Annotated in this window: 18 protein-coding genes and 1 pseudogene; 5 read left to right on the top strand and 14 right to left on the bottom strand. The window is 70.2% G+C overall.

Translation table 11 applies throughout. The features are described from left to right. Positions 1–63: 63 nt before the first annotated feature. From serA to KDL01_RS45245, 10 genes and pseudogenes are all read right to left on the bottom strand, one after another. Positions 64–1,656, bottom strand: a complete 1,593-nt coding sequence (gene serA, locus KDL01_RS15080) for a phosphoglycerate dehydrogenase (protein WP_307846341.1) — start codon at positions 1,654–1,656, stop codon at positions 64–66. Positions 1,657–1,901: 245 nt separating this feature from the next. After that, entirely contained in the window at positions 1,902–3,026 is a 1,125-nt protein-coding gene (locus tag KDL01_RS15075) for an ABC transporter ATP-binding protein (protein WP_212529112.1), read from the bottom strand. Further along, positions 3,013–4,203 carry an ABC transporter ATP-binding protein gene (locus KDL01_RS15070; RefSeq protein WP_212529111.1) on the bottom strand — a complete coding sequence of 397 codons (1,191 nt, stop codon included), beginning with the start codon at positions 4,201–4,203 and terminating at the stop codon, positions 3,013–3,015. Before KDL01_RS15070 ends, KDL01_RS15075 begins: the two co-directional genes overlap by 14 nt. Continuing rightward, positions 4,203–5,153 (bottom strand): ABC transporter permease, encoded by a 951-nt coding sequence (locus KDL01_RS15065; RefSeq protein WP_212529110.1) that lies wholly within the window; start codon positions 5,151–5,153, stop codon positions 4,203–4,205. Before KDL01_RS15065 ends, KDL01_RS15070 begins: the two co-directional genes overlap by 1 nt. 59 nt (positions 5,154–5,212) lie before the next feature. After that, complete coding sequence (locus KDL01_RS15060) at positions 5,213–6,190, bottom strand: ABC transporter permease (RefSeq protein WP_212529109.1); 978 nt, start codon at positions 6,188–6,190, stop codon at positions 5,213–5,215. 103 nt (positions 6,191–6,293) lie between these two features. After that, positions 6,294–8,045 (bottom strand): ABC transporter family substrate-binding protein, encoded by a 1,752-nt coding sequence (locus KDL01_RS15055; RefSeq protein ID WP_212529108.1) that lies wholly within the window; start codon positions 8,043–8,045, stop codon positions 6,294–6,296. A 377-nt stretch (positions 8,046–8,422) separates the two neighbouring features. Next, positions 8,423–9,427 carry a ketol-acid reductoisomerase gene (gene ilvC, locus KDL01_RS15050; RefSeq protein ID WP_212529107.1) on the bottom strand — a complete coding sequence of 335 codons (1,005 nt, stop codon included), beginning with the start codon at positions 9,425–9,427 and terminating at the stop codon, positions 8,423–8,425. Between the two features lie 53 nt (positions 9,428–9,480). Beyond that, positions 9,481–10,023 (bottom strand): acetolactate synthase small subunit, encoded by a 543-nt coding sequence (gene ilvN / locus KDL01_RS15045; protein WP_212529120.1) that lies wholly within the window; start codon positions 10,021–10,023, stop codon positions 9,481–9,483. 5 nt (positions 10,024–10,028) lie between these two features. Further along, positions 10,029–11,831: pseudogene (locus KDL01_RS15040) on the bottom strand (acetolactate synthase large subunit); the annotation flags it as partial. 300 nt (positions 11,832–12,131) lie between these two features. Then, entirely contained in the window at positions 12,132–14,108 is a 1,977-nt protein-coding gene (locus KDL01_RS45245) for a diguanylate cyclase domain-containing protein (protein WP_212529105.1), read from the bottom strand. Between the two features lie 235 nt (positions 14,109–14,343). Between KDL01_RS45245 and KDL01_RS15030 the strand changes: the two genes are divergently transcribed. The 5 genes from KDL01_RS15030 to KDL01_RS15010 all read left to right on the top strand — a co-directional run bounded on the left by KDL01_RS15030 (position 14,344) and on the right by KDL01_RS15010 (position 18,810). Continuing rightward, on the top strand, positions 14,344–15,669 hold the full coding sequence (locus KDL01_RS15030; protein WP_212529104.1) for a hypothetical protein: 1,326 nt from the start codon (positions 14,344–14,346) through the stop codon (positions 15,667–15,669). 12 nt (positions 15,670–15,681) lie between these two features. Then, complete coding sequence (locus KDL01_RS15025; RefSeq protein ID WP_212529103.1) at positions 15,682–16,635, top strand: hypothetical protein; 954 nt, start codon at positions 15,682–15,684, stop codon at positions 16,633–16,635. Then, on the top strand, positions 16,636–17,424 hold the full coding sequence (locus KDL01_RS15020) for a hypothetical protein (RefSeq protein ID WP_212529102.1): 789 nt from the start codon (positions 16,636–16,638) through the stop codon (positions 17,422–17,424). Then, positions 17,417–18,496: a hypothetical protein gene (locus tag KDL01_RS15015; RefSeq protein ID WP_212529101.1), complete on the top strand. Its 1,080-nt coding sequence runs from the start codon at positions 17,417–17,419 to the stop codon at positions 18,494–18,496. Before KDL01_RS15020 ends, KDL01_RS15015 begins: the two co-directional genes overlap by 8 nt. 125 nt (positions 18,497–18,621) lie before the next feature. Then, positions 18,622–18,810 (top strand): hypothetical protein, encoded by a 189-nt coding sequence (locus tag KDL01_RS15010; protein ID WP_212529100.1) that lies wholly within the window; start codon positions 18,622–18,624, stop codon positions 18,808–18,810. 114 nt (positions 18,811–18,924) lie between these two features. Here the strand turns inward: KDL01_RS15010 and gatB are convergent, their stop codons facing one another. Genes gatB through gatC form a run of 4 tightly spaced genes read right to left on the bottom strand, consistent with a single transcriptional unit; the run spans position 18,925 to position 22,617 of the window. Continuing rightward, the gene (gene gatB / locus KDL01_RS15005; RefSeq protein WP_212529099.1) at positions 18,925–20,427 is read right to left on the bottom strand and encodes an Asp-tRNA(Asn)/Glu-tRNA(Gln) amidotransferase subunit GatB; all 1,503 of its coding nucleotides are present in this window, start codon (positions 20,425–20,427) and stop codon (positions 18,925–18,927) included. A 37-nt stretch (positions 20,428–20,464) separates the two neighbouring features. Beyond that, a complete protein-coding gene (locus tag KDL01_RS15000) occupies positions 20,465–20,740 on the bottom strand; it encodes a hypothetical protein (RefSeq protein ID WP_212529098.1) in 276 nt (91 codons plus the stop codon). A gap of 59 nt (positions 20,741–20,799) precedes the next feature. Further along, positions 20,800–22,305 carry an Asp-tRNA(Asn)/Glu-tRNA(Gln) amidotransferase subunit GatA gene (gene gatA / locus KDL01_RS14995; RefSeq protein ID WP_212529097.1) on the bottom strand — a complete coding sequence of 502 codons (1,506 nt, stop codon included), beginning with the start codon at positions 22,303–22,305 and terminating at the stop codon, positions 20,800–20,802. 3 nt (positions 22,306–22,308) lie between these two features. Continuing rightward, on the bottom strand, positions 22,309–22,617 hold the full coding sequence (gatC, locus tag KDL01_RS14990) for an Asp-tRNA(Asn)/Glu-tRNA(Gln) amidotransferase subunit GatC (RefSeq protein WP_212529096.1): 309 nt from the start codon (positions 22,615–22,617) through the stop codon (positions 22,309–22,311). Positions 22,618–22,922 lie beyond the last annotated feature (305 nt).

The following is a 22,922-nucleotide window of genomic DNA, read 5'->3' as shown; positions in this document are numbered from 1 at the left end:
AGCGGGCTGAGATCCGGGGGACGCGGGGGGTGCGCTGCGCGGGCGCGCGGCGCCCGTCTTGTCCTACTTGCTCAGGTCGGCGGTGCGGGACCAGGTGGCCCCGATCGCGTCGGAGATCTCGCTGAGCAGCTCCACCGAGACGGCGGAGTCGACGGTCAGGGCGACCAGCGCCTCGCCGCCGCGGGCGTTGCGGGAGACCTGCATGCCGGCGATGTTGACCGCGGACTCGCCGAGGATCCGGCCGAGGGTGCCGACCACGCCGGGGCGGTCGGTGTAGCGGAAGAAGACGGTGTGCGCCTCGAGGCCGACGTCCACCGTGAAGCCGTTGACGTCCACGATCCGGTGCACCATGGCCTTGCCGGCGATGGTGCCGGTGACCGAGACGACCTCGCCGCTGGCCAGGGTGCCGCGCACGGTGACCAGGTTGCGGTAGTCCGGGGACTCCGAGGTGGTGGTCAGCCGCACCTCGAGGCCGCGCTCCTGGGCCAGGTAGGGGGCGTTGACGAAGGAGACCGGGCTCTCGGTGATGTCCGCGAACAGGCCCTTGAGGGCGGAGAGCTCGAGCACCTTCACGTCGTGCTGGGTGATCTCCCCGGCCACGATCACGTCGAGCTGCTGCGCGGCGCCGCCGGCGAGGGCGGTGAAGAGCCGGCCGAGCTCCTCGGCCAGCGGCAGACCCGGGCGCACGTCCTCGGCGATCAGGCCGCCCTGGATGTTGACCGCGTCCGGGACCAGCTCGCCGCCGAGGGCCTGGCGCACGGAGCGGGCCACCGAGATGCCGGCCTTCTCCTGGGCCTCGTCGGTGGAGGCGCCGAGGTGCGGGGTGACCACGACCGAGTCCAGCTCGAACAGCGGGGACGCGGTGGTCGGCTCCTTGGCGAACACGTCGATGCCGGCGCCGGCCACCCGGCCCTCGCGGATCGCGTCGGCCAGGGCCGCCTCGTCCACCAGGCCGCCGCGGGCGACGTTGACGATCCGGACCGTCGGCTTGACCTTGAGCAGCGCGTCGACGCCGATCAGGCCCACCGTCTCCGGGGTCTTGGGCATGTGCACGGTGATGAAGTCGGACTCGGCCAGCAGCTCGTCGAGCGAGACGAGCTGGGCTCCTATCTGGGCGGCCTTGCCGGCCTGCACATAGGGGTCGTAGGCCAGCAGCTTCACGCCGAAGGGCAGCAGCCGGGCGGCCACCAGGGCGCCGATCTTGCCGAGGCCCACGATGCCGACGGTCTTGCCGTCGAGCTCGACGCCGGTGTACTTGCTACGGGCCCACTTGCCGCCCTTGAGGGCGGCGTTGGCGCTCGCGACGTTGCGGGCGCTGGCCAGGATCATCGCGACGGTCAGTTCGGCCGCGGAGGTGATGTTCGAGGTGGGGGCGTTGACCACCATGACGCCGGCCCGGGTGGCGGCCGAGATGTCCACGTTGTCCAGGCCCACCCCCGCGCGGGCGATCACCTTGAGGTTCTTGGCGGCCTCGACGGCCTCGGCGTCGACCTGCGTGGCCGAACGCACCAGGATCGCGTCCGCGTCGACGATCGCGGACAGCAGGGCGGCGCGGTCTGCGCCGTCGCAGTAGCGCACTTCGAAGTCGGGGCCCAGGGCCTCGACCGTGGCGGGGCTGAGTTCCTCGGCGATGAGCACAACGGGTTTGCCTGACACAGCGTCTCTCCGGTCGTCCGTCGGTGTGGGGAGTAGAGCAACGGATGAGCGCCCGGTTCCACGACGCTGTGGTCCTGGCATACGGCTATAACACGCGGTATCGGCGAATGTTAACGTCGCGTGTCTTTCGGCCGTACACCAGCAATGGTACAGATTCGCCCGGCAAGCGCCAGGACCACTTTTGATACCGTGCGGGTCCCGATTGTGCAACATCGGATGATCGGACCACCGGGACCGCGCGGGTGTTAGATAACCTTCTGGACCTTCGCATAGTGGCACGCGGCCGGGTGTCCCGGCCCCAGTCCTCGGTCGATCAGCAAAGGCTCCTCGTTCACGCAACGCTGCTGGTCACCCTCGGACAGGGTGAGGAAGAGCGGGCAGCGTGTGCGGAATCGGCAACCCGACGGCGGGTTCGCCGGTGACGGCACGTCACCTTGGACCAGGATACGTTCACGCTCGCGTTCGCGGCGCGGATCGGGGATCGGGATCGCCGAGATGAGCGCCTGCGTATACGGGTGCAGCGGCCGTTCGAACAGCTGGTCCGCGGGGCCGATCTCCACGATCTTGCCGAGGTACATCACCGCCACCCGGTCGGCGATGTGCCGGACCACGGACAGGTCGTGCGCGACGAACAGATAAGCGAGGCCCAGTTCGTCCTGCAGGTCCTCGAGCAGGTTGATCACGCCGGCCTGGATCGAGACGTCGAGCGCGGAGACCGGCTCGTCGAGCACGAGCACCTTGGGCTTGAGGGCCAGCGCGCGGGCGATGCCGATGCGCTGGCGCTGGCCGCCGGAGAACTCGTGCGGATACCGGTTGCCGTGCTCCGGATTCAGGCCCACCCGCTGCATCAGGTCCTCGACGTACGCCTTGCCGCCGCTCTGGAACCGGCCGTGGATCTTGAGCGGCTCGGCGATGATCTCGCTGACCGTGATGCGCGGGTTGAGCGAGGCGTACGGGTCCTGGAAGACCAGCTGCATGTCGCGTCGCAGGGCCCGCATCCGCTGGTTGCTCAGGGTCGTGATCTCCACGCCCTCGAACAGGACCGAGCCGCTGGTGGCGGGCTGCAGGTGCAGCACCGCGCGGGAGGTGGTGCTCTTGCCGCACCCCGACTCCCCCACCAGGCCGAGCGTCTCGCCGCGGTAGAGGTCGAAGGAGATGTCGGATACCGCGTGCACGGCGCCGATCGTGCGCGGGATCAGGCCCTTGGACCGGATCGGGAACTCCTTGACCAGGTGGCGCACCGAGAGGATCGGCTCGCCCGGGGCCGCCACCGCGGGGGTGGCCGGCTCCCGTCCGGCCGCCGCGCCGCCGGCCGTCGCGCCGGTCGTCGGCTCGGGCTGCGGCCCGCGCGGGTTCTCAGAGCTGCTCATCGCGGTCGCTCTCCGTCCCGAAGTCGGTGTTCACGGACCGCACGTCGGTCGGGCCGTGCGGTTCGGCCTGCTCCTCGCCGGTCGAGTCCGAGCCGAAGTCGCCCGGCAGTTCGGCGTCCGCGGAGGTCTCGTCGAACAGGTCGGCCGGCCGGTGCCGGGCCACCCGGTCCTTGAAGTGGCACGCGGACCGGTGCCCGTCCGGACCGGCCTCGTCGGCGTCCACCGGCTCGAGGTCGGGCTCGCGGGTCTCGCAGACGTCCTGGGCCAGCGGGCAGCGCGGGGTGAACGGGCAGCCGAGCGGCAGGTTCACCAGCGACGGCGGCGAGCCCTGGATCGGCGTGAGCCGGCCCGCCTCGCGCTGGTCGAGCCGGGGCAGCGAGCCGAGCAGGCCGAGGGTGTAGGGCATCCGCGGGTTGTAGTAGATGTCGTCGACGCCGCCGATCTCCACCGGCTTGCCCGCGTACATCACCAGCACCCGGTCGGCCTGCCCGGCCACCACGCCGAGGTCGTGCGTGATCAGCACCATCGCGGCGCCGGTCTCCCGCTGCGCGGCCCGCAGCGAGTCGAGCACCTGCGCCTGCACCGTCACGTCGAGGGCGGTGGTCGGCTCGTCCGCGATGATCACGTCCGGGTTGTTGGCCATCGCGATCGCGATCACCACCCGCTGGCGCATACCGCCGGAGAACTCGTGCGGGTACTGGTCCACCCGCCGGTCCGGCTGCGGGATGTCCACCATCTCGAGCAGCTCGATCGCCCGCGCCCGCGCCTTGGCCTTGGGGATGTCGTGGTGCGCCAGGACCGCCTCGGCGAGCTGGTGACCCACCTTGTAGACCGGGTTGAGCGAGGTCATCGGGTCCTGGAAGATCATGGCGATCTTGTTGCCGCGCAGGGTCTTCATCTCGTTGTCCGAAAGGCCCAGCAGCTCCCGGTCGCGGAAGCGCACCGAGCCGGAGACCTTCGCGGTCTTGGGCAGCAGGCCCATCACCGCCATCGAGGTCACCGACTTGCCCGAGCCCGACTCGCCCACGATGCCGAGCACCTCACCCGGGTTCAACCGGTAGGACACCCCGCGCACCGCGTGCACCGCGCCGTCCGGGGTGGGGAAGTCCACGGTGAGGTTGTCCACGGTCAGCACCGTGTCGGAGAGCCCCGCCGGGGAGCCGCTGTTGGTCGACATCAGGCGCGCACTCTCTGCTGGGACGGGTCGAATGCATCCCGCAGGCCGTCGCCGATGAAGTTCACCGAGAGGCTGATCAGGATGATGAAGATGCCGGGGAAGTAGAACAGCCACCACAGCCCGCCCTGCAGCGCACTCTGCGCGTTGGAGATCAGCGCGCCGAGCGAGGTGTCCGGCGGCTGCACGCCGAAGCCCAGGTAGGACAGCGAGGACTCGAGCAGGATGGCGAAGGCGATCTGGATCGTGACCACGACGATGATCTGGCCGATCACGTTGGGCAGGATGTGCCGGAAGATGATCCGGCCGTCCTTCGCGCCCATCGACCGGGCCGCCTCGACGTACTCCTTCTCCCGCAGCGAGAGCGTCTGGCCGCGCACGATACGGGCCACGGCCGGCCAGGCCAGGCCCGCGATGACCAGGGCGAGCGCCCACCAGCCCGCGGTCTGGAAGTGGTGCGAGAGCAGGGCGCCGGCAGCCAGGATCGGGATGGTCAGGAACAGGTCGGCGATGCGCATCATCAGCGAGTCCAGCCAGCCCCGGTAGTAGCCGGCCACCGCGCCCCAGACCGTACCGATGGCCGTGGCCAGGACCGCCACGCTGAACGCGATCTCAAGCGAGCGCTGGGTGCCGCGCAGCACCCGGGCGAACTCGTCGTAGCCGAGGTTGTCGGTGCCGAACGGGTGGTTACCGGAGGGCGGGACCGAGTTGTCCGGGGTGATGTCGGTGTAGCTGTACTTCCACAAGGGCCCGCCGACGAACGCCAGCAGGATCACCGCGAGCAGCACGAACACGCTCACCACGGCCAGCCTGTGCTGCAGGAATCGGCGCAGCACCAGCTGCGTCTGCGTCCGGGCTTTGACGGTGAACTCGCGCTCCGGATACTGGCGTTCCGATCCGGCGGACGGAGTGATCTCTGTGGGCTCGGGATCTTCGCGGGGCAGCTCAGGCATGGCGAATCACTCCCGGCTCCATGTCAAGGACCCCGCATGCTAGGGCGAGCGCGCTGGAACTACGCATGGCGAATCCTCGGGTCAAGGACCCCGTACAGCAGGTCGGCGATGAGGTTGAAGACGATGACGATGATCGCGGAGACGGTCAGCCAGGCCAGGATGACGTTGAAGTCGCCGGCGTTGATGCCGTTGACCAGCATCGTGCCCATGCCCTGCCAACCGAAGACGGACTCGGTCAGCACAGCGCCGCCGAGGATCGCGGCCGTGTCCAGGGCGACCTGGGTGGTGAGCGGGATCAGCGCGGTGCGCAGGCCGTGCCGGATCATCACCTGACGGCGGCTCAGGCCCTTGGCCCGGGCCAGGCGCATGTAGTCGCTGCCGAGCACGTCCAGCATCGAGGCGCGCTGGAAGCGGGACCAGGACGCGTACGAGGACATCGCCAGCACGATGGTGGGCAGCACCAGGTGCCCGATCGCGTCGGAGAAGGCCGACCAGCCGGTCAGGCCCGGGGTGTTCGCGCCGTAGGTCGAGAGCCAGTACCAGTTGAGCGAGTTGTTCATGTTCACCACGGCCTGCTTGAGCAGGATCGCGAACCAGAACACCGGCAGCGACAGGAACAGGAAGCCGATCAGGGTGATGGTGTAGTCGGTCTTCGAGTACTGCCGGGTGGCGCTGACCACACCGGCGATGATCGCCAGGATCACCGCGAGGATGGTCGCCACGATCACCAGCCGTGCGGTGAGCGTGAGGCTGGTGCTCAGCAACTGGCCGATGTCCGTGCCCGACTGTACCGAGGGCCCCCAGTTGCCGTGGAAGAACAGCTGGGAGAACCAGTGCCAGTACCGCGCCGGGATGGAGTGGTTGATGTAGAGCTGGTCCGCCAGCTGGTTGATCACCGCCTGCGACGGCGGCGGGTTCTTGGCCTCGAGCTGGGCCAGCGGGTCGGCGCCCCAGGTCACCAGGAGGAAGACCAGGAACGTGGAGAGGATGAAGACCGGGATCGACACCAGCAGGCGTCTGAGGGCGAATGCGAGCATGGAGGCCTCGGGGAGGAGTGGGGCGCGCGCGGCGTACGGGGACGGTCCCGCGGGGCACGGATCGCGACCGGGCGCGTGCCCCGCGGGACGAGTGTCTGCGCGGTCAGGACTTCAGACCCCACTGGCCGGCGTTGTACGTCGGGCCCATGGAGGTGGCGTTGTCGCGGACGTTGACCAGGTTCGGATAGAAGGCGATCAGGGTCGGCTTCTGATACAGCGGCAGGGTGTAGGCGTCCTGGCTGATCTGCTGGTCGGCCTTGTTCAGGTTGCTGATCTGGGTGGCCGTGTCGGTGCTCGAGGCCGCGGCGGCCAGCCAGGCGTCGACGTTCTTGTTCGAGTAGCCGCCGTAGTTGCCGCCGCCGCCGGTCGTGTAGAGCGGCTGGTTGGCCGAGGACGGGAACGGCGTGTTGACCCAGGCGAAGACCACGATGTCGTAGCCGTTGCCACCGGTCTGGGTGAGGGTGGCGCCGAGGTTGTCGGTCGGGGTGACCGCGACGTTGATGCCGAGCTGGGCCATTTCCGAGGCGAACAGGCTGCAGGTGTCCAAGCGGATCTGGTTGCCGACCGTGTACTTCATCTGGAAGGTCGGGATCTTGGTGCCGTCGGGCGCCTCGAGGCCGCCCTTGCCCGCGCCCACGTTCTTGAACCCGGCCGAGGTCAGCAGCTGCTCCGCCTTGGCCGTATTGCCCTCGCCGAGGCCGAACTGGGTGACGTTGTCCTGGTAGCCGTTCTGGCCGGGCACCAGCATGCGGCTGTTGAGCGGCACGGCCGAGCTCTGGAACTGCTGGATGGTCTTGGTCAGGATCGCGTTGCGGTCGGTGGCGGTGAACATCGCCGTGCGCAGGGTCTTGCCCCAGGTCGCGTTGCCGAGCGCGGAGTTCTTCAGGTTGAAGTCGATGTGCTCAAAACCGAGGCCCGCGTCGATCTTGTAGGTGATCTGGCTGCCCATGCCCTTGAGCTGGTTGACCAGCGTGGTCTGGGGCTGCGGGTAGATGCCGTCGACCTCGCGGTTCTGCAGCGCGGTGGGCTCCTGCGAGGCGTCGGTGATGGCCCGGAAGGTGAGCTGGTCCAGGGGGGACTGCTTGCCGTAGTACTTGGTGTTGCGCTTGAGGATGACCGAGGTCTTGTCACCGGAGACGCTGGAGACCACGAACGGGCCGCCGGAGACCGGCAGCGGGTTGGTTTGGAACCAGTTGAAGGAGGCCTCGTTGTTGCCGTGCTCCTTGGCGATGTGCGCCGGGTACATGTTGGTGAACAGCGACTTCCAGTCGCCGAACGGGGTCTTGTAGACCGTCGTGACGGTCTTGCCGTTGTCCGAGCCGGTGACCGAGGTGATGTCCTGGTAGCCGGTGGTGGTGGCGGCGGCGATGTTGGCGTCGGTGCCGTTCTGCACCTGCCAGTTGTAGATGAAGTCGTCCGCGTTGATCGGGGTGCCGTCGGACCAGACCGCGTTGGGCTGAATCTTGTAGACGACCGTCTGCGGGCTGGTGCTCGTCTCGTCGGCGCTGACCATCAGGTCGGTGTTGAGCGTGACGCTGTAGGAGGGGTTGAAGATGTACGGCGAGGGCGTGAGCGGGTTGACCACCTGGGCGTAGTCGAAGGTGTTGCCGTCCGCGGACAGGATGTTCCAGTTGTCCATGGTCTTCTCGATCGTCCAGGTGACCGAGCCGCCCTGCTTCGGGGTGCCGGAGTTGAACGTGTCGGCGGCCGCGGTGCCGGAGATCGAGGTGTCCGAGCCCCCGCTCCCGGAGCCGCTGTTCGAGCCGCCACAGCCGGCCAGCAACAGCCCGGTCACCACCGACGCGCACATCGCCACCCAGCGCCGTCTCAGCGGCCGCCTCGTCGTCCCGGACATTCGTGCTCCTCACGCCCTAGATATCCGTATGCCAGGAGTCATCTCACCCGACAACTATGGACAAACTAGGACGATCCGAGCGCCGACGCGCGCTGTTGCCGCCGAATGAATGACGGACCGTCACTCACCGAGCACGACAAAGCCCTCCTCCCGGCGAGCGGGAAGAGGGCTCGAACTCTGGGCCGATCGAGTGTCACACCGCGAATCAAACCCACTGTTCACACCGCGGCGCCGCGAGGCTCTTGGGGACACGCTTTTCGTCCCCAAGACTGCCTCAGCCGAGCAAGCCGCGGTCTACATCACAGTGCCGCGAGGCTCTTGGGGACACGCTTTTCGTCCCCAAGACTGCCTCAGCCGAGCAAGCCGCGGTCTATATCTCAGTCTTCTTCGGTGTTCACCCAGGACATGAGCGAGCGCAGCTGCTTGCCGACCTTCTCGATCGGGTGGTTGGTGGTGGCGTCGTAGAGCTTCTTGTACTCCTTGAGCCCGCTGTCGTACTCGGCGATCCACTCGCGGGTGAACTGGCCGGACTGGATCTCCGCCAGCACCTTCTTCATCTCCGCCTTGGTCTCGGGGGTGATGATGCGCGGGCCGGTCTTGTAGCCGCCCCACTCCGCGGTCTCGGAGACCGACCAGTTCATCTTGGTCAGGCCGCCCTCGTAGATCAGGTCCACGATCAGCTTGAGCTCGTGCAGGCACTCGAAGTAGGCGATCTCCGGCTCGTAGCCCGCCTCGGTCAGCGTCTCGAAGCCGGCCTTGATCAGCTCCTCGACACCGCCGCAGAGCACGACCTGCTCGCCGAACAGGTCGGTCTCGACCTCGTCCTTGAAGGTGGTCTTGATGACGCCGGCGCGGGTGCCGCCGATGCCCTTGGCGTAGGACAGGGCCAGCTCCTGGGCCTTGCCGGTGGCGTCCTGGGCCACGGCGATCAGGCACGGGACGCCGAAGCCGTCGGCGAACTGGCGGCGCACCAGGTGGCCCGGGCCCTTCGGCGCGACCATGGCCACGTCGATGTTGGCCGGCGGGGTGATCAGCTGGAAGTGGATGTTCAGCGCGTGGCCGAAGAAGATCGCGTCGCCGTCCTTGAGGTTCGGGGCCACGGCCTCCTCGTAGACCGCCCGCTGCACCGGATCCGGCACCAGGATCATGATGACGTCCGCCTCGGCACAGGCCTCGAACGGGGTGACCACGCGCAGGCCCTGCTCCTCGGCCTTGGCCCGGGACTTCGAGTCGGCCTTCAGGCCCACCCGCACGTCCACGCCCGAGTCGCGCAGGCTCAGCGCGTGCGCGTGGCCCTGCGAGCCGTATCCGAGAACGGCGACCTTGCGGCTCTGGATCACCGAGAGGTCCGCGTCGTCGTCGTAGAACATCTCAACTGCCATGGTTCGTGTCTCTTCTTCTCGTGTGTCTCGTGTGTCTTGGGGTCTTGCGTCGGCTAAGCGGCGCGCTCGACGGCGCGCAGCGAACGGTCGGTGATGGAGCGCGAGCCGCGTCCGACGGCGAGCAGGCCCGACTGGACCAGCTCCTTGACGCCGAACGGCTCGAGCACGCGCAGCAGCGCCTCCAGTTTGGCGGACTCACCGGTGGCCTCGATCACCAGGCTGTCGGTGGACATGTCCACCACTCGGGCGCCGAACGGCTCGAGGGTGGCGAGCACGTGCTGGCGCTCGGTGGCGTCGGCCCGCACCTTGACCAGGATCAGTTCGCGCCGGACGCAGGCCGAGGGTTCCAGCTCCACGATCTTGAGCACGTTCACCAGCTTGTTGAGCTGCTTGGTCACCTGTTCGAGGGGGTGGTCCTCGACGTTCACGACCAGGGTGATCCGGGAGATCTCCGAGTGCTCGGTCGGTCCGACCGCGAGCGACTCGATGTTGAATCCGCGCCGGGAGAAGAGCGCGGAGACCCGGGCGAGCACGCCCGGACGGTTCTCGACGAGCACGGAGAGCGTGTGGGTCTGGGTCGGAGCCGAGTTCGTCATGATACTCACTCGCTTTCCTCATCGAAGTCGGGGCGCTGGTCGCGGGCGGCCAGGATCTCGTCGTTGGACAGGCCGGCCGGGACCATCGGCCACACCATGGCGTCCTCGTGCACCACGAAGTCGATCACGACGGGGGCGTCGTTGATCGCCATGGCCTTCTCGATGACCGCGTCGACCTGGTCCGGGCTCTCACACCGCAGGCCCACGCAGCCGTAGGCCTCGGCCAGCTTCACGAAGTCGGGGATGCGCCGATGGTCCTCCGCGGCGGACACCCCCGCACCCCTGCGCAGGTCGGTGTTGGAGTAGCGCTGGTTGTAGAACAGCGTCTGCCACTGCCGGACCATGCCGAGCGCGCCGTTGTTGATGATCGCGATCTTGATCGGGATGTTGTTGAGCGCGCAGGTGGCGAGCTCCTGGTTGGTCATCTGGAAGCAGCCGTCGCCGTCGATGCACCAGACGGTTGCGTCCGGGCGACCGGCCTTGGCGCCCATCGCGGCCGGCACGCCGTAGCCCATGGTGCCCGCGCCGCCCGAGTTCAGGAAGGTGTTGGGCTTCTCGTAGGAGATGAACTGCGCGGCCCACATCTGGTGCTGGCCGACGCCGGTGGTGTAGATGGCGTCGGGTCCGGCGATCTTGCCGATGCGCTCGATCACGTACTGCGGGGCCAGCTGCCCGGCCTCGGTCTCGTAGCCCAGCGGGTAGCGGGTGCGCCAGTCCTCCAGCTGCTCCCACCAGCCGGAGTAGTCCCCGCCGCGGTCGGCCGCCTGCTCGGTGCGCACGGCGGCGGCGAGCTCGGTGAGCACCTCGCGGCAGTCGCCCACGATCGGCACGTCCGCGGTGCGGTTCTTGGAGATCTCGGCCGGGTCGATGTCGGCGTGCACGACCTTGGCGTCCGGGGCGAAGCTGGTGAGCTTGCCGGTGACGCGGTCGTCGAAGCGGGCACCGAGCGCCACGATCAGGTCGGACTTCTGCAGGGCGGTGACCGCGGCCACCGAGCCGTGCATGCCGGGCATGCCCAGGTGCTGCTTGTGGCTGTCCGGGAACGCGCCGCGGGCCATCAGGGTCGTGACGACGGGGGCGCCGGTCAGCTCGGCCAGCTCCAGCAGCTCCGCGGTGGCGCGGGCCTTGAGCACGCCGCCGCCGACGTAGAGCACCGGGCGCTTGGCCAGCCCCAGCAGCCGGGCGGCCTCGCGGATCTGCTTGCCGTGCGGCTTGGACACCGGCCGGTAGCCGGGCAGGTTCAGCTCCACCGGCCAGCGGAACGGCGCGGAGGCCTGCATCGCGTCCTTGGCGATGTCCACCAGCACCGGGCCGGGACGGCCGGTGGCGGCGATGTGGAAGGCCTCGGCGATCGCGCGCGGGATGTCCTCGGCCCGGGTGACCAGGAAGTTGTGCTTGGTGATCGGCATCGTGATGCCGCAGATGTCGGCCTCCTGGAAGCCGTCCGTGCCGATCAGGCTGCTGGCGACCTGCCCGGTGATGGCGACGATCGGGACCGAGTCCATGTACGCGTCGGCGATCGGGGTGACCAGGTTGGTGGCGCCCGGACCGGAGGTGGCGATGCACACCCCGACCTTCCCGGTGGCCTGCGCGTAGCCGGTCGCGGCGTGGCCGGCGCCCTGCTCGTGGCGCACCAGGATGTGCCGGAGCTGCTTGGAGTCGAACATCGGGTCGTAGGCCGGGAGGATCGCGCCGCCCGGGATACCGAAAACGGTGTCCACGCCCAGCTCCTCGAGGGCGCGGATGAGGGCCTGGGCTCCGGTCAGCTCGGGTGCGCGAAGGCTGCTGCTGCCCTGCTCCGTCATGGTGAGGCTTCTCTCGGTCTGGGTCCGGGCGTCCTACCCGGGCGATGCTGTATGCGGCCAACAAAAAACCCTCGGGCCCGAAGGGCAACCGAGGGAAGCGCGCTGGCGTGGGGCCCTGGAGGGCTTCAGCCGGCGCGCTGGCCAAGTACGAGCTCGCGCTGACGCGCGTTGGAAATCCGCATGGGGCGACAGTACTCGCGCCCACCCTCGTGCCGTCAAGCCACCCCGCCGTGCGTCTCGGATGCCGGACATGCGACGTCCATTTCCCCAGATCCACTCGCCTCCGCCGGATACCGTCCCGCCTCACCGCGACACCGGCGTGTCACGCACGATCAGCCGTCCCTTGCCCTCGCCCTTCGCCTCGTACATCGCCAGATCCGCCTCGCGCAGCAACTGCGCGGCCGACATCCCGGCCCGCCAGAACGCGACGCCGACCGAGGCGCCGACGGTGAAGCGGCCGGCCGCGAGCCGGTACGGGCGGGTCAGCGCCGCGTGCAGCCGCTCGGCCACCTCGTGCACGCTGCGTCCGTCGGGCCCGGTGTGCACCAGCGCGGCGAACTCGTCCCCGCCGAAACGGGCCACCGTGTCGCCCACCCGCACCGCGGTGCGCAGCCGGGCCGCGGCCTCGATCAGCAGCTCGTCGCCGACGGCGTGGCCCTGCGCGTCGTTGACCTCCTTGAACCAGTCCAGGTCCAGGAACATCACCGCGGGCGGGTGCCCGATCACCGAACGCTGATGCAGCGCCTGCTCGAGCCGCTCGCCGAACAGGGCGCGGTTGGGCAGCCCGGTGAGCGCGTCGTGATAGGCGTTGTAGGCCAACTGGTTCTGCAGCGCGACCCGCTCGCTCACGTCCCTGATGGTGAACACCAGGCCGCCGTAGTGCCGGGTGACGGTCGCCTCCGCGTGCCGCCAGATCGACTGCGCCCCCTCCCCCGCGCCGGGCAGCGGCATCACCGTGGCGGCCCGGATCCGGCACTCCACCAGGGCCGCGGGCGCGACCCCGGCGAGCAGGCGGTCCACCGCCTCGATCACCCGGGTGCGGTCCTCGAAGTGGATCAGGTCGTAGAGCGAGCTGCCGATCAGCTGCTGCGGCTCGTAGCCGAGCACGCCGCTGACCGCGGGCGAGATGTAGCCGAGCCGGCCCGGGCGCGTCAGGGTCATGATGACCTCGCTGGCGCCCTGCACCAGGGAGCGGAAGTGGTTCTCGCGCAGGCTCAGCTGCTTGGTCAGCCGCAGATTCTCGGTCAGGGTCAACGCCTGCCGCGCCACCAGGGCCGCCAGCACGGCGCAGCCGGTGACCAGCGGCACCGGATGCACCCGGTGCTCCCCGCGCAGCCCGTCGCTCATGATCACGGCCAGGCAGGTGGATCCGGCGAGGTAGGGGAACAGCTGCCCGGCCAGGTCGAGCAGCCGCCTGATCCCCGCCGCCAGCCGGGCCCGCCAGGCGTGCTCGGAACCGTGGCGTCCGCCCGGGCCGGTCCACGCGGACATCCACGGAGCGATGGCCAGCAGCAGATACCCGAAGAACCAGCCCGCGTCCATCAGTTCGCCGGAGTAGTAGTGCGCCCGCACCGGCGGCAGCGTCCAGAGTCCGTCGAAGACCACGACGACGCTGTATCCGCACACCAGCATGGCCATCGAGGATCCGTCGCCGCGCCCGCGGCCCCGGTGGCGCAGGCACAGCACCAGGCTCACCAGCAGGATGTCGAAGACCGGATAGGCAAGGGCGAAGGTGACCTGGGTGGGCGCGCGCCCGTCGCTGTAGGCCACCCGGGACAGCGCCACCCCCCATCCGGCCGTGAACAGCGCCCCGCCGACGAGGGTGCCGTCGAGGGCGAGCCGCAGCCAGGCCAGCGATCCGCCGACGCCGCGGTGGTGCACCAGCGTCCCGGCCATGGCGAACGGGGCGAAGCACAGGAAGGCCCAGTCGGCCATGGACGGCACCGGCGGGGAGGTGCGCAGTACCAGTTCGTACCAGCCCCAGACCGCGTTGCCGAAGCCGGCCACCAGCGCGGATCCGGCGAACAGCAGCCAGGATGACCGCAGCGCCCCGGAGAGTGTCAGGGCTCTGCGGACGCTGGAGACTGCGGCGAGCGCGGCCGCGGCGGCCAGGCCGAAATCGCCCATGATGTCGGCGATGGTGCGGCTGGCCCGGTCCCCGCCCCAGTGCAGGGCGGCTCCGAGCACGAACACGGCCGTCGCGGCCACGGCGGCGCCCACCGCGGACGCCACCCGGACCGTCACCGGCACGTCCAGAGGGCGGGACAGGAGGGCGGGCACGGTCGTCACTCTACGCGATGAGGTGATCTCGTGTGGTAAGGGCGGCGTGGAAAACGGCTGCGGATGTGCGGGGGACGGCGCGGATCCACGCGGCCGCGGCGGCGCGGCCCGGCGGCCCCGGGAGCAGCGGGACCGGGGTGTCGGAGGGCTGTGCCACCCTGGATATAAGGTGTAGACCGGTGGGCTCCCAGAGTCCTACGGTGGGGTCCTGATATAAGCAGCCAGGGAGGGAACGGTGTCCGACGATCAGTCGGCGCCCGTAGAGCCGGAGGGGTTCACCCGGCCATCCGACAACGTTGAACCGGGCCTCGAGCCCGGCGCCGACGACACGGTGGCCGAGACGAACGCCGCATTCGCCATGCCCGCGGGACAATCCGCAGCAGAGACAGGCGAATCGACGGACACGGACGCGTCCGCTACACAGGCGGACGAGCGCACAGACCAGCGCGCGGATCTGCGCGCCGACGAGCGCACGCACGAGCACGCAGACGAGAACGCACCGGCGCACACGCGGCAGGACGGTGCGCGGCAGGACGAGGTCGCGCAGGCCGCCGCGCCGGGCTTCGAGCCGGTGGCGCAGCCGACGACGGGGTCGGTGGAATCCGCGGAATCGGTGGGATCCGCACTGGATTCGACGACGCAGGGCGGGACGCAGCCGCAGGTCGCGCCGTGGCCGCAGCCCGCGGCGCAGCAGGGCTGGCCGAGCGCAGAACCGAACTTCGCGCCCGGCACCGCACCGGTAGTCGGGTTCGAATACGGCGTGACATCCATATCAACACAAGGCGGGTTCGGCGCACTCGGCGCGGAACCCAAGCCGCGCAACAAGGCCCTGCTGGGCACCGGGATCGGGCTCGGCTACGCCGCGCTCGCCGCGGTGGCCGCGTTCGCCGTGATCGCGATCGCCTCGCCCGGACCGGTCAAGGTCGCGGGGCTGGCCGGGGCGAGCGCGCCGGTCACCGAGTCCTCGTCCCCGGCGGCCTCACCGAGCCCGGCGCCCACCAGCGCCGCGCCGAGCACCGCGCCGCCGACCACCGCCACGCCGACCTCGACCGTCACCGGCCACGTCAGCAACGGCGTGCACACCGGCGACCTGCGCTTCTTCCTGCTCCCGCCGCCGGACGGCTCGAGCTCCGTGCAGGGCGACCCGGACGGCACCACCGAGAGCCTCAGCGAGGTCGTGAACGACTACGGCGGCAGCTCGGACGTGAAGACGAGCCTGCGCGAGCTGGGATTCAAGTCCGCGTGCGACCGCACGTATCAGGACTCGTCCATCGGCGCGAACGTGGACATCCAGCTGATCCGGCTCGGCGGCTCGAGCGACGCGTCGGCCTGGCTGAGCGGATACACCGAGTCCGGCAGCGGGATCAAGAGCATCTCGGTGCCCGGTGAGTCCGGCGCCAAGGGCTGGAGCTGGAAGTCGGACAACTCGTACGAGGTGTCCGGCGCGTACCGCGACGGCGACACCTTCTTCACCGTGGACATCTACGGCGACCAGCCGATCACGGCCGCGGACCTCGCCTCGGTCATCAAGGCCGAGCACGCGCGACTGGCGAACGGTTAGGGGGCGCACACCATGAGCGAGAACGAGAACGAGAACCAGAGCGGGATCGCGACCGAGGTGGTCGCGACCGAAACCGTGACGGAGGTCGTGGCCGACGCCGGGGCCGAGGTCGTGACGGAAGACGTCGCGACCGAAACCGTGACCGAGGTCGCGTTCGAGGCGCCGTCGGAGTTCGCGGCCGACGTGTCCGCGAACCCGGCCGAACCCGGGGATCCCACCGCGTTCGCGGCCGGGATACCGACCGGGATACCGGACGGGGTCCCGACCGAGATCCCCGCCGAACCCAAGACCCGGCGCCGGATCAAGAGTCGCTCGCTGTTCGTCGGGGCGCTCGTCCTCGGCGTCCTGGGCGGGGCCGGCACGGGCTACGCGGTGCAGTCCTCGCGGCCGCCCACCCCGCTTCCCTCCCTGATCGCGCAGCACCCGGCGTACGCGCCGGTGGGCGTCTACGCGGGCGTGGCCCCGTCGCCGCTGCCCTCGAGCCAGGACGACCTGACCCTGACCGACGGCGACCTGACCAAGCTGCTGATGCCCACGCCGTCCGGCGCGAGCGTCGGCGACTCCTGGGACCACGAGTGGATCGGCCTCGTGGACGACGCGGCGCTGTGCGACGACCAGAAGTACTGCTTCACCCAGGACCTGATCGACGGCATCAGCGCCCTCGCCGACACCGGGTGGACGACCAAGTCCGGGTACTACGAGGAGATCCGCATCCTGCGTTTCGCCCCGCAGTACCAGACCGGCTCGTTCCTGCAGGGCGTCAGCGCCGACGGCTCGCCGGTGACCACGCCGGCCGACCTGAACGCCACCGGCGTCGAGTACAAGGACGCGTACGACGCCAACACCGACTACGCCGTCGCCACCCATGGCGATCTCGTCGTCGAGTTCTGGGTCAGCTCGTACACCAGGACACCGAATCCGTCGCTCATCAATGCTTTGATGACGCAGCAGATGGCGAGGCTCTAGATGTCCATCCCCATGCGCGGCAGGCTCGCCGCCGGAGCCGTGGCCTCGATCGTCGTCGGTGCCGCGATCGGTTTCGGCGTCGTGCACTCCCGCGACACGACACACGACCGGCTCCAGGCCGCGGCCGACGCCACCGCCTCGGCGCAGGCGCGGCTCGCCGTGATCCAGGCGCCGGTGACCGCCGGGGTGCGCTCCGACGGCTCGCACTACGGTTCCCTCTTCGCCTACCTGCTGCCCCTGCCGAGCACCTACTCGCTCGGCCCCGCGGTGGGCACGATCGGCGACAACGACTACGTCTCCGCCGCTCAGGTCAACGCGCAGGTCCAGGGCCAGCTGCTGAAGCTGCCCAAGAGCGACATGACCAATTCCGAGGGCACGCTGGCGGACCTGCACCTGCAGGGCATCGCCGTGCGCACCATGGTGAACGGGTCCGACACCGACGAGTTCGACTTCGAGCTGATGCAGCTGGACCCGAAGGCCGCGAGCTCGGACGAGAAGCTGCTCGCGAGCTTCGTCGACGGCCTCGGCTTCCGGCAGGGCGCTTCCGTGCCCGGATACGGCTCGGCCGTCTGCGTACTGCCGCCGGAACTCGGCAGCGACAAGGTCGACAGCATGGTCTGCGCGGCCTCGTACGGCGACGTCGAGGTCTTGCTCGAGGCCAGCGGTGTGGCACCGCTGGACCAGAACACCGCCGTGCATCTGCTCGCGCAGCAGTTGGACCGGCTCAAGAGCAACCAGACGCTGACCGCGCCCGTCAGCCCGTCGACCGCTGGGGGTCAGAATGCCTGAGCAGGAGGAGTTCGCGGCGCCGGCGGCGGCTGAGACACCGCAGCAGGACGGGAATCCGCAGCAGCGGGACGCCGCGACGGACCAGCAGCCCGCCGTGGCACCGGAATCGACCGGGGTGGCGCAGCGGGATGCCGAGGTGCCGCAGGTGCCCCAGCAGGCCTCGGTGCCCGCGGCGGAGACCTTCCAGGAGGAGAGCGTCCAGACGGATTCCCCGCTGACGCAGACCGCCCAGGCCGAGGTTCTCCAGGCCGAGGCTCTCCAGCCGCAGGCTCCGCCGGCCGGGGTACCCCCGTTCGGCGCGCAGGGCATGGGCGCGCAGGGCACCGGCGCCTTCCCGGTTCCGGCCTGGGGTGCCTGGCCCGCGGTCGAGCCCAAGCCGAAGCGGCCGGTGCCGTGGCGCTGGATCGGCGCGGTGGTGACCGCGGCGGCGGTCGGCGCGGGGTGCGCCTTCGCGGTGATGGCGCCGCGGCGTACCGATCTGCCGGGTCTGCAGACCGCCTCGGACGGCCGGTACGTCTTCGCGCCGCTGACGCTGCCGACCCTGGCCGCGGGCCAGGACGTGCCGAGCGCCGACCCGGCCGGGCGGCACCTGGCCGACATCAGGAAGCTGCTGCTTCCGGCTCCGCAGGGCGCGGTCTCGGACCACGCGGTGACGCTGACCGACGGCTGGCTCTCCCAGAGCGACTCGCTCAAGCTGACGGTCGCGGACTCGGCGCGGATGGACTTCGGCCAGTACGGCTGGCGGCACACCGCGGCCGAGTCGTGGAAGACCTCTGACGGCGCGGAGACGAAGATCTACCTGCTCCAGTTCAGCAGCCAGGCCAACGCCTCGACGGCCGAGACCACGCTGGCCGAGATGACCGGCGTGCCCACCGGCGCCGCGACGACGACGCTCGCGCTCGACGACCAGATCCTGACCTACTTCAAGGTCTCGCACGGGTCGACGAACACCTGGTACGGGATCGCGTCGGTGCGCGACACGGTGCTGGAAATCGTCTACACGGCACCGAGTTCGGTGGGCATCGCCCCGTTCAGGCAGGAGTTCAGCCTGCAGACGGAGCTGTTGGAGTAGTTCGACGCACAAGGAGGTGTGCCGCCGGTGACGAATGCCGAAACCGTCGCCCCCGCGCAGTCCACGGACGCGGGGGCGACGCCGAGGACGCCGGCGGCCACCGGCGTGGTCCCCTCGCCGTCGAGGTGTGCGCGGCGCTGACCGCGGTCGAGCTGATCGGCGGCGGCCACGTCGCGGTGACGGTGGCTCAGCAGTCCGCGCGGACCGCGCAGCTCGAAGGCGAATTCGCCGTGCTGTTCGCCGATCTGCGGCATCCGAGCAGCGCTCAACTGGTCACGGTCGGACTGGCCGGCGGTCCGAGCCCGCTCGAGTAGGTCCCAGAACAGGTCCCAGAGCAGATCCAGGGCCGGGTCCCCACCGGGTGCAAACGCGCGGCGGGCGGGACGGGGGCTGTGAGCCGCCCGTTCCGCCCGCCGCGCGCGTCCGGCTCAGGCCAGCCGGGAGAGCGTCAGCTCCTTGACCTTGGCCGCGTCGGCCTGGCCCTTGGTCGCCTTCATCACCGCGCCGATGATCACGCCGGCCGCGGCGTGGTTGCCGCCGCGGATCTTCTCGGCCACGGCCGGGTTCGCGGCGATCGCCTCGTCGATCGCGGCGAGCAGGGCGCCGTCGTCCGAGACCACCTTCAGGCCGCGGGCCGCGACCACCGCGTCCGGGTCGCCCTCGCCCGCGAGCACGCCCTCGATGACCTGGCGGGCCAGCTTGTCGCTGAGCTCGCCGGCCGCGACCAGCACCACGATCCGGGCCACGTGCGCCGGGGTGATCGGCAGCTCGGCCAGCTCCACCGCCTGCTCGTTCGCCGCGCGGGCCAGCTCGCCCAGCCACCACTTGCGGGCCGAGGCGGCGTCCGCGCCGGCCGCCACGGTCGCCTCGATCAGGTCGAGGGCGCCCGCGTTGACCACCGACTGCATCTCGAACTCGGAGATCTCCCAGTCCGCGGCCAGCCGCTTGCGCCGCGCTCCGGGCAGCTCCGGCAGGGTCGCGCGCAGCTGCTCCACCCACTCCCGGGACGGGGCGATCGGGACCAGGTCGGGCTCGGGGAAGTAGCGGTAGTCCTCCGCCTCCTCCTTCACCCGGCCCGAGGTGGTGGTGCCCTTGTCCTCGTGGAAGTGCCGGGTCTCCTGCACGATCGTCCCGCCCGAGGCGAGCACCGCGGCGTGCCGCTGGATCTCGAACCGGGCCGCGCGCTCGATCGAGCGCAGGGAGTTGACGTTCTTGGTCTCGGACCGGGTGCCGAGCTTCTTGGCGCCGGTGGGCTTGAGCGAGAGGTTCACGTCGGCCCGCATCTGGCCGCGCTCCATCCGCGCCTCGGAGACGCCGAGCGCGACGATCAGGTCCCGCAGTTCGGCCACGTACGCGCGGGCCACCGCCGCGGACAGGTGCCCCGGGACCTCGATCGGCCTGGTCACGATCTCGATCAGCGGGATGCCGGCCCGGTTGTAGTCCACCAGCGAGTAGTCCGCGCCGTGGATGCGCCCGGTCGCCCCGCCCACGTGGGTGGACTTGCCGGTGTCCTCCTCCATGTGCGCGCGCTCGATCTCGATCCGGAAGGTCCGCCCGTCCACCTCGACGTCCAGGTACCCGTTGTACGCGATCGGCTCGTCGTACTGCGAGGTCTGGAAGTTCTTCGGCATGTCCGGGTAGAAGTAGTTCTTCCGCGCGAACCGGCACCACTCGGCGATCTCGCAGTTGAGCGCGAGGCCGATGCGGATCGCGGACTCCACCCCGATCTCGTTGACCACCGGCAGCGCGCCGGGCAGCCCCAGGCAGGTGGGGCAGACCTGGGTGTTGGGCTCGGCGCCGAACTCGGTCGGGCAGGAGCAGAACATCTTCGTGTTCGTACCCAGCTCGACGTGTACCTCGAGGCCCATCACCGGATCGAACCGGGCGAGCGCCTCCTCGAGGTCCATCAGCTCCTCGGTGGTCGCGGTCATCAGATGTTTCGCTCCTTCAACGCAGTCAGGGTCAAGCTCAAGGGGTCGACGGGTCGACGATCTCGCCCTCGACCGTCTGTTCTTCCTCGTGTACGGTGCGCAGGGCCACGGCCAGGGTCAGCAGCACCACGGCGCCGGTGAGCGCGCCGTGCAGCACGGCGAGCCGGTCGCCCTTGGCCTTGGCGTCCTTGACCGCGCGCCAGGCGGCGGCCGCGGCGGCGACCTGGCCGCCGGCGAACACCATCCGGCCGACCTTGCCCCTGGGGAGCCTGACCAGCGACTGGTCCTTCTTGCCCCGGCTGAGCATGCCCATACCCGTGTGCCCTTCTCGTGCGGGCGGGGCGCTCGCCCCGCCCGGCGGACTCCTGCGGCCTACAGGGCCGGGACCGCGTCCAGCAGCGGTCGGCCCCACTGTTGCAGCAACGCGGCCTCGAGTGCGGCGCCCACGCGGTAGAGCCGGTCGTCGGCCATCGCGGGCGCCAGGATCTGCAGGCCCACCGGCAGCCCGTCCTCGGGGGCGAGGCCGCACGGCAGCGACATCCCGGCGTTTCCGGCCAGGTTCGTCGGAATCGTGCACAGGTCGGCCAGGTACATCGCCATCGGGTCGTCGGCGCGCTCGCCGATCTTGAAGGCGGTGGTGGGGGTGGTCGGCGAGACCATGACGTCGACCCGGCCGAAGGCGGCGTCGAAGTCGCGGGTGATCAGCGTCCGCACCTTCTGCGCCTGGCCGTAGTAGGCGTCGTAGTAGCCGGAGGACAGGGCGTAGGTGCCCAGCATGATCCGGCGCTTGACCTCGGGGCCGAACCCGGCCTCGCGGGTGAGCGCGGTGACCTCCTCGGCGCTGTGGTTCCCGTCGTCCCCGGCCCGCAGGCCGTAGCGCATGGCGTCGAACCTGGCCAGGTTCGAGGAGCACTCGCTCGGGGCGATCAGGTAGTAGGCGGGCAGCGCGTAGTCGAAGGACGGGCAGTCCACCTCGACCACTTCGGCGCCGAGCTCGCGCAGCAGCGCCACCGACTCCTCGAAGCGCTGCATCACCCCGGCCTGGTAGCCCTCGCCGGCGAACTGCTTGACCACGCCGACACGCAAGCCCTTGATACCGTCGCGCACCCCGGCCCTGGCCGCCTCGACCACACCTGGAACCGGGGCGTCGATGGAGGTGGAGTCCAGCGGGTCGTGTCCGGCGATGACCTCGTGCAGCAGGGCCGCGTCGAGCACCGTGCGGGCGCACGGGCCGCCCTGGTCGAGCGAGGAGGAGAAGGCCACCATGCCGTAGCGCGAGACGCCGCCGTAGGTGGGCTTGACGCCCACGGTGCCGGTGACGGCGCCGGGCTGGCGGATCGAGCCGCCGGTGTCGGTGCCGATGGCCAGCGGGGACTCGTAGGAGGCCAGCGCCGCGGCCGAGCCGCCGCCGGAGCCGCCGGGGATGCGCTCGAGGTCCCACGGGTTGCGGGTCGGGCCGTAGGCCGAGTTCTCGGTGGACGAGCCCATCGCGAACTCGTCCATGTTGGACTTGCCCAGGATCACCACGTCGGCCTCGCGCAGGCGGCGGGTGACGGTGGCGTCGTACGGCGGGAGCCAGCCCTCGAGGATCTTCGAGCCGCAGGTGGTAGGCAGGCCGCGGGTGGTGAACAGGTCCTTGAGCGCGAGCGGCACGCCGGCCAGCGGGCCGAGCCGCTCGCCCTTGGCCCGCTTGGCGTCCACGGCCCGGGCGGCGCCGAGCGCGCCCTCGGCGTCGACGTGCAGGAAGGCGTGCACCTTCTCGTCCACCTTGGCGATCCGGTCGAGGTGAGCCTGGGTCACCTCGACCGCGGAGACCTCGCCGGAGGCGATCGAGGAGGCGAGTTCGGCGGCGGTGCGCCGGGTCAGATCGGTGGTCATCGCTCAGTCCTCACCCAGGATGCGCGGAACGCGGAAGCGGTCGTCCTCGGCGGCGGGGGCCTGCGCGAGGACCTCGGCGCGCTCGAGCACCGGCGTGCCGGCCGGACGCACCACGTCGGCCCGGAAGACGTTCGTCAGCGGCTGGGCGTGCGAGGTGGGCGGCACGTCGTCGGTCGGCAGCTCGCTGACCCGCGCGACCGCGCCGACGATCGCGTCGAGCTGCTCGGCGAAGTGGTCGAGTTCGGCCTCGCCGAGCGCCAGCCGGGACAGCCGGGCGAGGTGGGCCACCTCCTCGCGGGTGATCGCGGACATCGGTCCTGCTTTCTGCTCGGGTGGGCTGCGCGGGCGCACCGCGGCCGGGTCGGACCGCTCCATCCTAATGCGGGTGGAAGGGGAGCAGTCCCGCTTTTCACCGGCGCGCGACGCGCTCCGCCACGTCCCCGGCCGAATCTCAACCCAGCGCGCCGATCATGGTGGCGAGCTCGGCGGCGTCGTGGCTGGAGTCGTCGACCACTGCCCCGCCGGCGAGATAGACGATGTCGATGAGGTTCCCGCTGCGCACGACGTAGGCGTGGTAGTCGGAGGCACCGCTGTAGTTGCCGTTCTCCTGGGCGGGC

Origin of the sequence: Actinospica durhamensis, assembly GCF_018139695.1 — a bacterium.
GTDB classification, from domain to species: domain Bacteria; phylum Actinomycetota; class Actinomycetes; order Streptomycetales; family Catenulisporaceae; genus Actinospica; species Actinospica durhamensis.
Note: the sequence above shows the minus strand (reverse complement) of the source record. Positions and strands in the feature narration are given on the sequence as shown.